Origin of the sequence: Shewanella sp. TC10 (genome assembly GCF_009663145.1) — a bacterium.
Taxonomy (GTDB): domain Bacteria; phylum Pseudomonadota; class Gammaproteobacteria; order Enterobacterales; family Shewanellaceae; genus Shewanella.
Map to the genome: position 1 here is coordinate 16,420 of NZ_VKHR01000036.1, position 15,734 is coordinate 32,153.

Consider the following 15,734-nt stretch of genomic DNA (forward strand, 5'->3'; position numbering starts at 1 on the left):
TAAATGCAAGAGCTCTATACATAAGAGTTCTATACATAAGGGCTCTATACACAAGAGCTCTATACCCAAGAGCTATCAAATTAAGGTTTTAAGCATAAAAAAGGTGAACCCTAGAGTTCACCTTTTTTGATCTTCGATAATGACTAGCCTATTTGGCAGTACTATTTGCTTTAGTCGAGATAGAAATACCTTTAGCTGTAACATCAAGGCTAAATTGCATACGCATATCGTAATCTTTTAGCATTGCTAGCTCATCAGGTATCGGCTCACCACTTTCTTCAATAAGCGTAAATACTGGCTTCAGTAACTTTTGATAGTCTAAGGCAACACTATTTAATCCATTCGCCTCTAACTGTTCAGTAGCTAGTTTGTCAGCTAATGCTTCGCCTTTGTCACCACTAAAGATAACCAAGTGATTATCTTTCATTGCCATTTGAGCTGTCACCCCCATTTCAGGCGGCAGCATTAAGTAAGGCGTAACATCTACTGCATCACCATTTTTCTCTAACTGAATATTTGCTAATTGCGGCACAAATGGACGCACCATATTCAGTAGCATTTCAGGATCATCAGCCGATAAGCTAATAAGCGCATCTAAATGCTTAAAGCCTGGCTCGCCATTTTCATCAGTTAAAGAGAAATCTACGATTGTGGTACTAATACCTTTAACACCATTCGCCATCCCAGTCATCATGCCGAGCATTGCAGGGTTTTGCTCGCTTACCCCATATTGCATTTGCGCTAAAGCTTCACACTGATAACTAGGAGTTTGTAAGTCCTTCCAAATCTCAGATAAAGCCGGTGCCAGTTGCATCACATCCATACCAATAGCTAAAGAAGCAACGTTATCGTTGATGTTTTGGCTAAAACTTGGAATAAAGCCACGCATTTTAGTTAATGCGCCTAGGATCACTTGGTTATTTGATTCAATCACGATTTCAGCATCAAAATTAGTTTCTTTTCTGTCAACTGAAAACGAATTAAGCCCCATCACAGAGCGTGGCCAATTAGCCGCGATAGAATTAAATTCAGCCTTACATTCTGGGGTTTTGAATTCAGCAAAAGGATCTTGGTTAGAGCCTTCCATTTGAACAAGCTTAGTCAGCTGCTTAGCTAACATATTGCCATCGCTTGATGTTATGCCATTAACTAATTCAACGTGGTTGATAAAACTAATACTGTCTTTTAAGAAACCATGAGTCGAAGCTATGTCATCGAGCATGCCAGATTCACTGATTGGATTTTCTACTTTAGTCAATCCAAGCGCTGTTTCAAGCAGCTCAGGCTTATTAAATGAAGTGTTTAGTGTAATCGTTAACCAACCATCTTTTTGTGCAAACACCATATCGATAGATTCATCTTCTGCGATAAGTGGGTATGCACGGTAATCTTGACCTTTTACAGACTCAGCCTTATGAACTAAGCCACTTTCAGCAGATGCTTTATCCAGTAGCGACCAAATGGCATTTTCATCTTCAACTTGAATTTTAAAAACAGGAAGAGCACCTAGGGTGTATGTGTAAGACTCAATATTTGCTGGTAAACCAAATGTCTTTAAAAAGACCTCAGGGTTTTCAAAGCTCATTAAGTAGCTTTTATATAAGCTTACAAAAAAGCGTTCTTGTTCACTACTATAAGGACCTGATTGCTCTATTTGCTCTAACGACACTTTACTGTTGACGCCCATTGGCATCGAATACAAATAATCTTCTAATGGGAAAGGGGTCAATTGACCAGAAAACAGCAATGTATCTGCTGGAATGTACTGAAGTATCTCGTTATCAGAAGTTGTACCACCATCTTTACCTGACAGCACATATGCACCAGCACCAACGGCGATAACCGCCGCAGCAATTGCGAGTTTTTTCATTATTTTTAGCTCCATAAATCACATGTAATTTAAAACAAGTCACTCTTCCTTGAGAGTTATTGGCTTAAGTATTGATATTCAAAATAAGTCAACAAATTAGCTGACTTCAATTTTTAATAAGTTTCGCAATAACTTAGCATTAATTGATTTTAGGATCATATAAAAACGGAGCTTGTTTGAGATTTTTACAAAGATATTCAGCTGAAGTTAAGATTTTCGCGATGCATTAAAGGAAGGATTGGTTTCTCGGTTAGCCTCTTGAAGCGACTAACCGAGAAACCTAAATCGATTGTACTTACGCTAGCAAGCCAATCTTAAGGAAGCTCGATTGAACGAGCTAGGCTTTTGGAGGTACGGGGTTTGCAATCACAAACCTAATGTTTCGACAAAAACCATCTACGGGAACTTCTCAATTTAGACTATAAAATTAACTTGTGCATACTTTTGTGGATAAATTGTTCATTAAAAATGTAACAAGATAAAAAATCAGTCCTTAGTCTTAAATGAAGCACCAATATAGCGCATACTTTTAAGTAAGTACTCAAAAGTGAATAAAACTTAATTCACTTTAATCATGCCTGATTTATACCTAAGCCATATGTTAATCACTGATTAACTTAACCAGTGACTATGACAAGCTAATGACAAAGTTTTGATCGCTTTATTGCTTAAGCGAGACAATAATATTTATGCGCTCGCCATCAAAGTAAGCTGCTTATTATTCATTTCAAGAGGCATATTCAATTTCATATAAACATCTGATATTTATAAATATAAACCACTCAAACGAATTATCTATATTTCGTAATGCAAGCCACACTCTCGCTTTAAACCGTTAAAGCGCGTTTCTTCTTCGCTCATACCAAGCTCTAACGGTTTACTCGAGTGTGTATCGCCCACAGACACATAACCTTGCTCCCATAAAGGGTGATAAGGCAGTTGATGCTCAGTGAGATATTCATGCACATCTTTATTCGTCCACTCAATAATAGGTAACAACTTAAATCTATCACCATGAATGGCTAAAATTGGCAAAGCTTCACGAGTACTAGCCTGACTGCGACGTAAACCAGCAAACCAAGTGCCCACATTTAACTCATTTAACGCCCGTTGCATAGGCTCAACTTTATTGATGCGATTATACTCATCTAGCCCATCAAGGCCCTGCTCCCACAACTTACCTAATCTTGCTTCTTGCCAAGCTGAAGATTGTTCAGCTTTATAAACCTGAAGATTTAGCTTAAGACGTTCAGTTAACTGATCGATAAAGCGGTAAGTTTCAGGAAATAAATGCCCAGTGTCAGTCAAAATCACCGGTAGATCAGCTTGAACTTGGCTAGTTAAATGCAACATAACAGCAGATTGAATACCAAAACTTGACGACAAAGCATGAGTACCAGGCAAATAAGCTAATCCCCAAGCAATTCGCTCTTGTGCTGTAAGCTCTGACAAAAATTGATTAATTTGTTCAAGTACAATTTTTTGCTCAGATTCTGGTGCAGACAAAACTGCCAATAACTCATTTTGATTGATCATAGTCGTGACCTCAGCAAATAAGAAGCAATTCGCCCCTTATCCATGAAAATCCTTAGCAGCATCATTCACAGCTTTAACTACGCCGTGACGGACTGTAAAGTTACCAAAAGTTTCACCAGCATCGCGCTCTTGCACATACAAACCAAACAAGTTATCTAGTTCAGCTAAAATTTCAGCTTCTTGAATGTTTTCTTTGTACATCTTGTTCAAACGTGTGCCTTCAAAACTTGCGCCTAAATACAAGTTATAACGCCCTGGTGCTTTACCGACTAAACCGATTTCTGCAGCAAACGGTCTTGCACAACCATTTGGACATCCCGTCATACGCACTACAATTGCCTGTTCACTAATACCATGTTTAGTTTGCAGTGCATCTATGTGGTCGATAAATTCTGGGAAGTAACGCTCAGCTTCTGCCATCGCTAATGGACATGTAGGTAAAGCAACACAAGCAATTGAATGACCACGAGTTTGGCTAATCAGTTTGCCAAAGAAACCATGCTTACGGGCAAGGTCTTCAATCGCAGCTTTATCTTGTTCAGCCACACCTGCAATAATCATATTTTGATTAGAGGTCATTCTAAAATCGCCTTTATGAATTTTGGCTATTTCGCGAAGTCCCGTTTGCAATGTTTGACCAGGTTCATCTTTAATGCGGCCGCTTTCAATAAATAGTGTCAGATGCCAATTATCATCGATGCCTTTAACCCAACCATAGCGATCACCACGATCACCAATCACCACATCGCGCTTAGCTTCAAAATTGACTCCGGCACGTTTCTCAACTTCAGCCTTAAATTCAGCAACACCGTGATCAACAATGGTGTACTTTAAACGCGAGCGTTTACGGTTATGTCGGTTACCCCAATCACGCTGCACCGTCATCACAGCTTCAGCAAACTTAATCACATCTGCAGTTTTAATAAAGCCAAAATCATCAGCTAAACGTGGAAAAGTCTCGACTTCGCCGTGGGTAGACCCCATGCCACCGCCAGCGACTAAGTTGAAACCAACTAATTCGCCATCTTCAGCCACAGCAACAAAACCTAAATCGTTAGTGTAAACATCGACATCATTATCAGGTGGCACAGCTACAGCCATTTTAAATTTACGTGGCAAATAGGTTTTACCGTAAACAGGCTCATTAGTTTCAGTGTCTAGTAACTTTTCTTCATCCAACCAAATCTCTGCGTAAGCGCGAGTGTGAGGCAATAAATGATCCGACAATTCTTTTGCCACAACGTAGGCTTGCTGATGCAACTTAGACTCAACCGGATTTGGATTACACATCACGTTTCGGTTCACATCACCACAGGCGGCGATAGAGTCTAATGCAGCTCTATCTAAACCTTGAATAAGCGTCTTAAGGTTACGCTTTGGAATACCGTGGTACTGAAATGTTTGTCGTGTGGTTAAACGAATACTGTTAGACGTCGTTAATGTAGATGAAATTCTGTCAACATCTAACCACTGCTCAGGTGAACAAATGCCACCTGGAACGCGAGCACGAAGCATAAAGCTATAAAGTGGCTCTAATTTTTGTTCTTTACGTTCATTACGTAAGTCACGATCATCTTGTTGATAAAAGCCATGAAACTTGATCAACTGCTGATCGCCATCACTAAACGAGCCTGTAACTTGGGTATCTAGCCCTTCTTTAATCGTGCCGCGCAGGTAATCACTGTCGGTTTTTAAATACTCGTTTACTGCTAACTTTTGCTCACTCATCATGTGGCCTCTTTAATGCTTGCGGCGTTGGTCGCTCAATTGGCCAACGCAGCTTTATTCTTATTGTCTATATCAAGACTACGATTGGTCGTGCTTAGTAAACGTCTTTTTGATAACGCTTTGCACTGCGTAAATCTTCTAAATAACTTTCAGCACCTGCTTCATCTAGGCCGCCAAATTCCATCGCCAGATTGATTAATGCTTGATGCACATCTTTCGCCATACGCTCAGCATCCCCACAAATATAGAAATGCGCGCCACTTTGTAGCCAATTCCAAATTGATTCACCGTGCTCAGCAATGCGATGTTGCACATAAACTTTATGTTCCTGGTCACGTGAAAAAGCCACGTCTAAACGAGATAAGTCGCCAGATTTTAGGTATTGCTGCCATTCGACTTGATATAAGAAATCTTGCTCAAAATGTGGGTTACCAAAAAATAACCAGCTATCACTAGTAATACCGTCAGCCGCGCGTTGCTGCATGAATGCTCTAAATGGCGCAACGCCTGTACCTGGACCAACCATGATGACAGGTGTGTCATTATTTTCAGGCAAACGGAAATGCTTATTAGGCTCAACATACACCTTTACTAATTGGCCTTCTTCTGCAGATGCTAAGAAATGTGAAGCACCGCCAAATCGTGCTTGTCCTGCTCGCTCATCTTCAACTAATGCGACAGTTAAGTGCACTTCGTTTTCCACTTCAGCTTGGCTTGAAGCGATTGAATATAAACGAGGTGTCAGCGGTCTTAACAGCTCAACTAATTTAGCCGCATCAATTTGAATAGGGTATAGACTGATTAAGTCTGCTAATTGATGTCCAAGTACAAATTGACGCGTTTGTTCTTTATCGGCAGCAATCGCTGAAAGTTCGTCATTAGCAGCAAGTTCTGCCCACGCTGTCACAAGACCTGGATACAATTGAGTCAACTCTTTCTTCTCAACCAAGGCTTGTTCTAGAGTCACTGTTTGCTTACTGACAGTGACTTCTGTTGTCGCATCAAGGGATAAACCACTTAGTACTTCATTGACTAACGCTTGGTTATTGGTAAACCAAATACCCAATGCATCACCGACTTCATAGCTAATGCCTGATTCACCTAAGTCAATTTCTACGTGGCGAACATCACGATCAGAGTCACGGCCTGTTAATTTTTGGCTAAGTAAGATTTCAGCTTCATAAGGTTGCTGTTTAGTGAACTCGCTTTCTGAAGTTGCTTTAGCTGTGTCGATTGACACTACGCTAGCGCCACTGGCTTGCACTAAAGGTTCAACAGCTTCTATTACTTGCTCTTGCCATTGCTCTGCCGCTTCTTCGTAATCAACGTCACACTCAACGATAGGCAGTAACTCTTTTGCACCTAGCGCAGTTAAGCGCTCACTGAAATCTTTACCTGTTTGGCAGAAAAACTCGTAACTGGTATCTCCCAGTGCCAACACAGAAAAGTTAAGTTGATCAAGTTTAGGGGCACGTTTTGAAGCTAGGAATTTATGAAGTTCAATAGCATCATCAGGTGCTTCACCTTCACCATGGGTACTCACAACAGCAAGTAAGATAGTTTCTTGTTTCAACTGTCGAACATTGTAGTCAGCCATCGAAGCTAAATTGACAGCAAAGCCTTTTGCACTAGTTTGTGCTGCAAGTTCTTTTGCAATGGCTTTACCGTTACCCGTTTGGCTACCAAATAAAATCGTTACTGTTTGAGCAGCTGCTGTTTCTGGTGACGCCGCAACTTGGCCTTGGTTTGACGATGCTGCCAAATAGCCGCTAACCCAAGCTAATTGCGTTGCAGATAACTCAGATGTGAGCTGTTTTAGCTTGTCGACTTGTCCTTGAGACAATGGCGACGCGAATGAAGAAAGTTCTTTTAACAACATTAGATGGCCTTATAACAGTTTAATATCATCAGATTACTCCTAATGCTTAAAACCAAAAAATAATAAAAATTACTTTTTTATTCCATTAAGGAATATGCAAAGGCGATTTTTTAGGCTACAAAAGTGTGGTGTAGCGCAAACTTTTAGGTAAGACCACGATAAAAATGCGGTTTTATGCATTCTTTACTTGTTTCATATCTAAGAATTGCCAGAATGATGCACTTAAGAAATAAATGAAGTAAAAATTTTTGAGATTGAATTGTCGATATTCACTTTTAGCTTGAAATAGCTATTGTGGTTTTATATGTCGCAATAATTTAAGTGCTCAAACGACCCGACCCTTCCCTACATATAACTAAGAGGTTGTCCTTTTGAAATTAGGTCTACCGAAAGAGAGTCACTCAGGTGAGCAACGTGTTGCCCTTATTCCTGCCAATGTGACCATTTTAATGAAAAAACAGCTACAAGTGATCGTAGAATCAGGCGCTGGACAACAAGCAGGCTTTACCGATGACGATTACGTCAAGGTTGGAGCCACGATAGCTTCTTCTCGAGAAGCTCTACTCACTGAAGCCGATATCATTACAGTTGTAAACTGTAAGGGTGACCAATTTGATGAAATTAGTGCTGTGTTAAAACCGCATCAATTGGTAATAGGGATGATGGATCCGTTAGTTAATCCTCAAAATGCCCAAACCATCGCCAAAACAGGTGGCAGTGCAATCGCGCTTGAATTAATCCCGCGTATTACTCGAGCTCAAAGCATGGATGTGTTGTCTTCAATGGCGACTATTTCAGGCTATAAAGCCGTACTACTTGCAGCCCATAAAGCCCCGCGCTTATTTCCAATGATGATGACAGCAGCTGGTACATTAAAACCAACTCGTGCATTCATTATGGGTGTCGGCGTAGCAGGTCTTCAAGCTTGTGCGACCGCAAAACGTTTAGGCGCTGTCGTTGAAGCTTATGACATCCGCCCAGCTGCTCGCGAGCAAATTATTTCAGTTGGTGCTAAACCTGTTGAACTTGATATTGAAGCTGAAAATACCGAAACCAAAGGTGGTTATGCCACTGAGCAAAGTGATGACTTCTTAAAGCGTCAGCAACAAGCTATGGCGAATGTACTTGCCCAACAAGATATCGTGATTACGACAGCGGCTATCCCTGGTCGTAAAGCACCAGTTCTTATTACCAAAGAAATGGTTGATGGTATGAAAAGCGGCACCATCATTGTTGATTTAGCGGCGGAAAGTGGCGGTAACTGTGAGTTAACTCAAGTTGATGAAGTCATTATGCATAATGGCGTGATGATTTTAGGCCCGTCAAATGTGCCAAGCACTGCAGCGAATCATGCCAGCCAAATGTACGGTAAAAATGTTGAGAACCTACTTAACCTTCTAGTCAATAAAGAAGGTGAGCTCGTACTTGATTTCGAAGATGAAATTGTACGAGATACCGTTGTTGCTCATGATAATGATGTCAGCAGCGCACGTCTGCGCGACCTGTTGGGTTTAGCCCCAATAGAGCCCCCTGAAGCAGCGTCTGAGGAGACAGCATAATGGATATGACCTTATTACTATTACTGACTCTTTTTGTAGTAGCAGTATTTTTAGGTGTTGAGCTTATCACTAAAGTTCCACCGACTCTTCACACACCATTAATGTCTGGCTCGAATGCTATTTCAGGTATTTCGCTGGTTGGCGCATTACTATCTGCAGGTTCTGGCGCAGGTATCATGGTTAATGTACTCGGCTTTATTGCTGTTGTATTAGCTACCATTAACGTGGTCGGCGGTTACATGGTAACTAACCGCATGCTAGCCATGTTCAAAAGGAAATAGACTCAATGACAACATTTATTTATTTAGCTTACCTTGTTGCCGCAGTCTTATTTATTCTAGGTATTAAAGGGCTAACAAAACCACGTACCGCAGTGCGAGGTAACCAACTATCAGCAATGGGGATGTTCATTGCAGTGGTAGTCACCTTATTTGATCAAAGTATTCTTAGCTATGAATGGATCATCGCCGGTGTACTAGTGGGTGGCACAATCGGTGCGCTTATGGCGACCAAAATCAAAGTCACCGACATGCCACAAATGGTTGCATTACTTAATGGTTTTGGTGGTGGCGCCTCACTGGCTATTGCAGCAGCAAGTTTTCTTGACCCTGCAGCAGCGACTAATACTGTGGCGCTAATCTCTATTGGTGCGACCATTATTATTGGTTCTGTCACCTTGTCAGGATCATTTGTGGCATTTGCCAAACTGCAAGAGCTTATCTCGGGCAACCCGATTAAAGTGCCGGGCAATAAACCATTAAATGCCATCCTTTTGCTGAGTGCTATTGGCTTAGCCATTGCGATTGTTATGGATCCAACCAACACTAACTTAATGTATGCGTTAGTTGCCGTAGCTGTCGTTTTAGGTGTGCTACTGGTTGTACCTATTGGTGGCGCAGATATGCCTGTTGTTATTGCACTGCTTAACTCGTACTCGGGTATTGCTGCTGCAACAACTGGTTTTATCACTGGCAACACTGTACTGATTGTGTCAGGTTCTTTAGTCGGCGCTTCAGGTATTATTCTGACCCAAATCATGTGTAAAGCGATGAACCGCTCATTGTTTAATGTGTTATTTGGTGTGATGGCTGAAGGCGGCGAGAAGGTCGATGCTGATGAAATTTACGCAGGTAAAGTGAAATCGACCTCACCAGATGAAATTGCAATGATGCTTGAAACAGCTGAGCGCGTAGTAATTGTTCCAGGTTATGGTTTAGCAATGGCTCAGGCCCAGCACGCTGTTCGAGAACTGGCTAACGTACTTCAAAGCCGTGGCACTGATGTTAAATATGCAATCCATCCAGTGGCAGGACGTATGCCTGGTCACATGAACGTATTACTTGCAGAAGCAGAAGTACCTTATGACCAACTCATCGAAATGGATGAGATTAATCCGCAGTTCGAGCAAGCCGATGTCGCAATTGTTATTGGCGCGAATGACGTGACCAACCCAATGGCTCGTGAAGATAAAGGCAGCCCAATTTACGGCATGCCAATTCTTAACGTTGATAAAGCAAGAACTGTCGTAGTGATTAAACGTTCATTAAGCCCAGGCTTTGCAGGCTTGCCTAATCCACTATTCGCTATGGATAACGCATTAATGTTATTCGGTGATGGTAAGAAAGGTATTGTTGAGTTAACCGCCAGCTTAAAAGAAGCTGATTGATCATCTCAGCAAGCTAAATGAGATAGTATTTAGATATACAAAAGGCCGCTTAGCGGCCTTTTTTGTATTTGCTTTATAAAAAGTAATCACTACCAACCAAATCCTGTTCATTATACAGCCAAATAAAACTTGATTAATTTTCCTCGTCGCGATTCTTTTAGAAAAATATCAATTAAATAAGCTCACTCTCGTTATTCTGATTAGGATTAGTAAATATTTATCTACTATGGAAGACAATTGACTATTTAAGCTAAAAATCGTACAAATACTAATTCACCTAACCCACGGATGATTGGCTAACATGGATACCCTAGCTTCACAGATTGAAGCGCTCACTGAACAAGTTGAGCTACTCCAACAAGAAAATGAAGCGCTTAAGCAGCAGCGAAATCAGATTCAACAACAACTCTCTGCCACCTTGGACGGCACTGGTTTATGTTTGTGGGAGCAACATGTGCCTTCAGGTGATTTGCTTATATATAATCAACAATGGGGTACATTACTCGGATATACCCATGAAGAATATGCTGCCAATATGGAAAGCTGGAAAGGCAGCTTGCATCCTGAAGATAAAGAGTGGGTGATCAAAGCTTTTGAAGACCATATCAACGGCAAAGAAGAGGTATATCAAGCTGTTCATCGGATGATCCACAAAGATGGCAGTGTCCGCTGGGTTTCTGATCGTGGAAGAATTGTAGAATATGCTCAAGATGGCAGCCCGTTAAAAATTCTCGGCACCCACATTGATATTACCCAAGAGAAACGTTACCAGTTAGATTTAGCCCGCCTTGCCCACAGAGATCCATTAACAGATCTATTAAACCGTGCAGCCGCAGAAAAAGCCTACAAAGAGATGCAGTCAGCGACCGACTTTCAATCAGGTACGCTATTATTTATTGATGTTGATAATTTCAAACACATCAATGATCGTCACGGGCACCGCTTTGGCGATTTAACCTTAGTAGAAATTAGCGTTACTCTTCAGCATTATTGCGACACTTTATTACCGAGTACAAAAGTGCAGGTTGCCCGAATTGGCGGTGATGAATTCGTCATTATCACGTCAATTTCAGAGTATCAATTAATTAGTATTCTTGCAGGAGCACTGATTGCTCATTTCAAAAAACAACAAACTATTGATGAGAAGCTTGTATCTTTAGGCCTAAGTATCGGGATAAGTTGCTTTGCCCATGATGATAAATTCACCCAAGTTTGTGAGCAGGCAGATAATGCCATGTACGGCATCAAACAAGCAGGAAAACATAACTATTCTTTTTGGCAACAACCTAAATCCATTGCTCAGTTCACAGGTTAAGCAATTCTGTTTTTGCGTAAAAGCTAACAAACTGCTTGAAAATGCATCATATTTAACTTCAATAAAAAAATGACATGCTATAATCCCTTCCAAGCAATTATAAACCCTTAAACTTCTATGGCTTAACTTAACAAGCGTTTGTTAATTTAATCCAATTCATCACTGGTCGTTAATTCTATGTCTCGATATTCACGCTGCATCCCCTTTCTCTTATGCCTTAGTCCGTTAACCGTTAACGCTAGCGAAAATATCGAAATAGAACCTTTGGCTGCAAGCCAGCCAGAATCTGCACAGCAAAGTAGTGAAAAAGTTAAATATTTCCCGGCCAAATGGGGCGTTGGGATTGGAATGCGCCGCGCCGATATTCCATATGCCACTGAAGATGATGTAGTAACTGATGTCATGCCCTTAATCGAGTTTGAAAATGACTATTTTTTCATCGACGGTTTAGAAGCGGGAGCACACATTTGGAAAAATGATGAACATCAAGTCAATTTATATACTCGATTTCGTTTTGTAGACATCCCGCAAGAATATCAAAACGAAACCCAATCAGATGCGTTTGATCTAGGGTTTCAATATCGGTTCCAAAAAGGTGGCTTAGAGGCTGATGCAGCCTTTTTAAGCGATGGCAATAAACGCTACTACGGTTATACCCGTACTCAATACCATTATACAACTGGGGATTGGCAGCTTAACCCTTATGCTGAGTTTCAGTGGAAAAGTGACGGTTTTAATGAACATTATTATGGCTTAGATCTAATCGATCCTGGAGCAGGACTGGCGTTTTCAGCAGGGCTTAATACCCGCTACCACTTAGCTAGCAACTTATACCTGTTAGCCAATTTCGGGGTCACTCGCCTTGAAGATGACATTTACAATCTACCGACGATTGAAAACCAATATCAGTTCGACTCCTTTTTTGGTTTCGGCTTTTATCCAGATGCTAAGCGCCCAAATTCCAACCCAATTCCCAAAGAAAGTGGCGAGTTTTTACGTGTAGCTCACGGCTGGGCTACACCTTCAAACCTCAACGATATCTTAACCGGCAATGCAAAAGGTGATAGATATAATAATCAGCTAACATCGTTATTCTACGGTATTCCATTATCCGATAGCTTATTTACGTTACCTATCGATCTATACTTTACTGCCGGTGGTGTTTGGCACCATGACTCTGAAGTTCAAGATAACATTGCCGAAGGAGTGATAGGGGTGAAAGCCTTTTATACACTTGATTTAGGTTGGCGTTTCCGTATTGGTGTCGCTGAAGGCTTGTCTTACGTTTCCGAAGTCACATATATTGAAGGGAGTGAACTCGATGAAAAAGATTACCGCCCATCAAAGTTACTAAACTACTTAGACTTTTCATTTGATGTGAACATTGGCGATGTATTTAATCATGCACCACTACAAAATGCATGGCTGGGTTACAGCATTCATCACCGTTCAGGTATCTTTGAAACAAGTTCGGCTTTTGGACGTATTAAAGGTGGCAGTAACTACAACACAGTCTATGTGCAATGGCACTTTTAACAATAATGCTTTCTATTGCTAAGTTCTTATTTAAGTCGTTATTAAGCCAAGAATTCACTCAGCATTAATTTGCGTAACTGCCTCTGAAAATTGCTGAGTAAGCCATTGCTCAGCAACCTCTTCTCCCATCAATATGGTTAATGTTGGGCGTAATATTTCAATCAAACGAGCCTGACGCCAAAACATATAACGTGGTAAAGGTTGCACTGCGCTATGGTTAAATGTGCGCTTAATAAGGCTGGATATTTCCATCATTTCTTCAGCATCTATAGATGGGATCTGCGGATAAACTTTAGCGATAAAGTCACTGTATTGCTGAAACTCAAGCATATCTTCAACTTGATAATGGGTCAGTAGCCATAGTAATTGTGGCGAGCTCCAGTGGCTGATATTGTCGTTATTATTAATTATCGCCATATTTCGGCGGTGCAGTTGCTGCCATGCTAATACTAAATCCTTGTGTTGGTGCGCTAATCGCCAAGCAAGATAGATATCGGCAAGCCACTCATGCTCATATGGACTCAATGTCTTAGGTAAGCCTATACCTTGTTGAGCAATGTTTTCTAAATGACCGACTTCATGCCAAAGGGTTAGCTTCGCTTGCTGAGATAGCTCTAATTGGTAAGTTCGGCCATTGATAGCGACGATTTGAAACATCAAGGGCAAGCTATTATTCACAATAATCATGCCCGCAAAATATTCATCTTTAATAGGTAAAACGACAGCCGTTTTTAAACCTAAACTTCGATTAATTAACCCATAACTTGGTAACTGAATTGCGACTTCATTAGGTAACTGTAATAGACACTGTTCATAATCATTGATTGAGCAAATTACCGCGCTTTTATTCGCAACGGGATGCTGAATAAATACACTTGCTGAAGAGTTTAATGGCTGCGCTAAACCAGTGAGTTCTATACTAGCTGGCTCTATACTAGAGGGATGTGTACTTTGTGGATAATAAGATGCTAACGCGTCATTGAGACTGTTACTAGAATCTAAGGTACTAGAATCTGAGTGACTTGAATTTGAACTTGAATTTGAGTTTGAGTTTGAGTTTGAACTTGAGTTTGAGCTTGAAACTGAACTTGAATTAGCTGAATCACTAGTGTGAATAGAATCAATTGAAATTAAGTCAGCGTTAGCCACCACTAGTGAACTAACGCTAACGGCACTGATAAGTAATAACAGTGCCAGAGTTCGCACTACTTTTTAGCCATAATATTTTCAATGATTGCCGTAGTTGAAACACCGTCTTCGAAGCCAAGTATTTCTACTGTGCCACCTGCAGCCATCACTTCAGCGCCACCAGCAACTTCTTCAACTTTATAATCGCCACCTTTTACTAACGAATCAGGCAATAAGCGACTAATCACACGTTGTGGAGTATCTTCACTGAAAGGAATAACCCAATCAACTGATGCTAGACCCGCTAAAACAGCCATACGGCGATCTTCTTGGTTGACCGGTCTACCTTCACCTTTCAAACGTTTTACAGAGGCATCATCATTTACAGCAACAATTAAACGGTCGCCTAAGGCTTTAGCTTGTTGCAAGTAGCTCACGTGGCCTGCATGTAAAATATCGAAACAGCCATTAGTCATTACCACTTTCTCGCCACGTAAACGAGCTTGCTCAAGTGCGTAAGCAAGTTGGTCTTCACTCACAACGCCAAAGCCTGACTCACCTTGATTCAAGGCTAACGCTTCAATTAACTCTATCCGGCTAACCGTTGCTGTACCTAACTTAGCCACAACGACACCTGCGGCAATATTCGCAATTGAACATGCTTGTGCCATCGTACTGCCCGCAGCGAGTGACGTTGCTAATGCCGAAATCACAGTATCACCTGCACCAGTTACATCGTAAACTTCACGGGCAACAGTTGGAATATGTAACTCAGCTTCATCTTGGCTGATTAGCGTCATGCCCTTTTCTGAGCGAGTGACTAACATAGCATCAAAATTATGCTCTTTAATAAGCTGTTTTGCTTTAGCAATTAAGTCCGCTTCATCAGTAACTGTACCCACAACCGCTTCGAATTCACTCATGTTTGGAGTCAATAATGAAGCGCCGCGATACCTAGCGAAATCAGTCCCTTTAGGATCAACTAATACCGTCACCCCTTTAGCTCGGGCTTTAGCAATAAATTCAACCGGAGAATCAATTGCGCCTTTAGCGTAGTCAGAAAGCACTAAGACATCGACATCATCTAAAATAGGCTCGCTGCTGCTAAATAGGTTTTCGCTATCCGCTTTGGCATATTTCTCTTCAAAATCTAAACGTATTAATTGCTGGTTACGGGAGAACACACGTAACTTAGTAATCGTTGGCTTTTCGGCAACAGTTAACCAACGAGGCTCAACACCTTGAGCTTGAACCCCTACCGTTAATGCTTGGGCAGTTTCATCTGCACCAACAATACCAGCCAGCTGAATTTGGCCACCAAGTGCTGCAATATTCAATGCAACGTTAGCAGCACCGCCCGGGCGGTCTTCAATTTCATTAATGTTCACTACAGGTACTGGCGCTTCTGGTGAAATACGACCCGTTGGGCCAACCCAATATCGGTCAAGCATGACGTCACCGACAACAAGAACACGGGCTTTTTCGAATGCTGGTAGAGATACCTTCATAATAAACTT

General features: G+C 41.2%; 11 protein-coding genes. 5 read left to right on the forward strand and 6 right to left on the reverse strand.

What is annotated here, in order from left to right; all coding sequences use genetic code 11:
- Positions 1-148 precede the first annotated feature (148 nt).
- The 4 genes from FNZ24_RS13160 to FNZ24_RS13175 all read right to left on the reverse strand — a co-directional run bounded on the left by FNZ24_RS13160 (position 149) and on the right by FNZ24_RS13175 (position 7,013).
- Entirely contained in the window at positions 149-1,870 is a 1,722-nt protein-coding gene (locus tag FNZ24_RS13160; protein ID WP_153915002.1) for a hypothetical protein, read from the reverse strand.
- Positions 1,871-2,665: 795 nt separating this feature from the next.
- Positions 2,666-3,406: a phosphoadenylyl-sulfate reductase gene (locus tag FNZ24_RS13165; RefSeq protein WP_153915004.1), complete on the reverse strand. Its 741-nt coding sequence runs from the start codon at positions 3,404-3,406 to the stop codon at positions 2,666-2,668.
- Between the two features lie 36 nt (positions 3,407-3,442).
- Complete coding sequence (gene cysI / locus FNZ24_RS13170; protein ID WP_153915054.1) at positions 3,443-5,134, reverse strand: assimilatory sulfite reductase (NADPH) hemoprotein subunit; 1,692 nt, start codon at positions 5,132-5,134, stop codon at positions 3,443-3,445.
- 94 nt (positions 5,135-5,228) lie between these two features.
- Entirely contained in the window at positions 5,229-7,013 is a 1,785-nt protein-coding gene (locus FNZ24_RS13175) for an assimilatory sulfite reductase (NADPH) flavoprotein subunit (RefSeq protein WP_153915007.1), read from the reverse strand.
- 371 nt (positions 7,014-7,384) lie between these two features.
- Here FNZ24_RS13175 and FNZ24_RS13180 point away from each other — a divergent pair, with 371 nt between their 5' ends.
- From FNZ24_RS13180 to FNZ24_RS13200, 5 genes are all read left to right on the forward strand, one after another.
- Positions 7,385-8,572: a Re/Si-specific NAD(P)(+) transhydrogenase subunit alpha gene (locus FNZ24_RS13180; RefSeq protein ID WP_153915009.1), complete on the forward strand. Its 1,188-nt coding sequence runs from the start codon at positions 7,385-7,387 to the stop codon at positions 8,570-8,572.
- A gap of 5 nt (positions 8,573-8,577) precedes the next feature.
- A complete protein-coding gene (locus FNZ24_RS13185) occupies positions 8,578-8,853 on the forward strand; it encodes an NAD(P) transhydrogenase subunit alpha (RefSeq protein WP_055025191.1) in 276 nt (91 codons plus the stop codon).
- A gap of 5 nt (positions 8,854-8,858) precedes the next feature.
- A complete protein-coding gene (locus tag FNZ24_RS13190) occupies positions 8,859-10,238 on the forward strand; it encodes an NAD(P)(+) transhydrogenase (Re/Si-specific) subunit beta (protein ID WP_153915011.1) in 1,380 nt (459 codons plus the stop codon).
- A 301-nt stretch (positions 10,239-10,539) separates the two neighbouring features.
- Positions 10,540-11,553, forward strand: a complete 1,014-nt coding sequence (locus FNZ24_RS13195; protein ID WP_153915013.1) for a sensor domain-containing diguanylate cyclase — start codon at positions 10,540-10,542, stop codon at positions 11,551-11,553.
- Positions 11,554-11,730: 177 nt separating this feature from the next.
- A complete protein-coding gene (locus FNZ24_RS13200) occupies positions 11,731-13,089 on the forward strand; it encodes a MipA/OmpV family protein (protein WP_153915015.1) in 1,359 nt (452 codons plus the stop codon).
- Between the two features lie 54 nt (positions 13,090-13,143).
- On the opposite strand, the gene FNZ24_RS13205 is transcribed toward FNZ24_RS13200, so the two are convergent.
- Together FNZ24_RS13205 and hldE are read right to left on the reverse strand one after the other, a co-directional pair.
- A complete protein-coding gene (locus FNZ24_RS13205) occupies positions 13,144-14,295 on the reverse strand; it encodes a hypothetical protein (protein ID WP_153915017.1) in 1,152 nt (383 codons plus the stop codon).
- Positions 14,295-15,725, reverse strand: coding sequence for a bifunctional D-glycero-beta-D-manno-heptose-7-phosphate kinase/D-glycero-beta-D-manno-heptose 1-phosphate adenylyltransferase HldE (gene hldE / locus FNZ24_RS13210; RefSeq protein ID WP_153915019.1), 1,431 nt, complete (start codon positions 15,723-15,725; stop codon positions 14,295-14,297). Before hldE ends, FNZ24_RS13205 begins: the two co-directional genes overlap by 1 nt.
- Positions 15,726-15,734: the final 9 nt, after the last annotated feature.

What these genes read in the sequence shown, in the direction of transcription:
- FNZ24_RS13160 (WP_153915002.1), bottom strand. Translation starts at nt 1,870, where the DNA reads ATGAAAAAACTCGCAATTGCTGCGGCGGTTATCGCCGTTGGTGCTGGT.
- FNZ24_RS13165 (WP_153915004.1), bottom strand. Translation starts at nt 3,406, where the DNA reads ATGATCAATCAAAATGAGTTATTGGCAGTTTTGTCTGCACCAGAATCT.
- cysI (WP_153915054.1), bottom strand. Translation starts at nt 5,134, where the DNA reads ATGAGTGAGCAAAAGTTAGCAGTAAACGAGTATTTAAAAACCGACAGT.
- FNZ24_RS13175 (WP_153915007.1), bottom strand. Translation starts at nt 7,013, where the DNA reads ATGTTGTTAAAAGAACTTTCTTCATTCGCGTCGCCATTGTCTCAAGGA.
- FNZ24_RS13185 (WP_055025191.1), top strand. Translation starts at nt 8,578, where the DNA reads ATGACCTTATTACTATTACTGACTCTTTTTGTAGTAGCAGTATTTTTA.
- FNZ24_RS13190 (WP_153915011.1), top strand. Translation starts at nt 8,859, where the DNA reads ATGACAACATTTATTTATTTAGCTTACCTTGTTGCCGCAGTCTTATTT.
- FNZ24_RS13195 (WP_153915013.1), top strand. Translation starts at nt 10,540, where the DNA reads ATGGATACCCTAGCTTCACAGATTGAAGCGCTCACTGAACAAGTTGAG.
- FNZ24_RS13200 (WP_153915015.1), top strand. Translation starts at nt 11,731, where the DNA reads ATGTCTCGATATTCACGCTGCATCCCCTTTCTCTTATGCCTTAGTCCG.
- hldE (WP_153915019.1), bottom strand. Translation starts at nt 15,725, where the DNA reads ATGAAGGTATCTCTACCAGCATTCGAAAAAGCCCGTGTTCTTGTTGTC.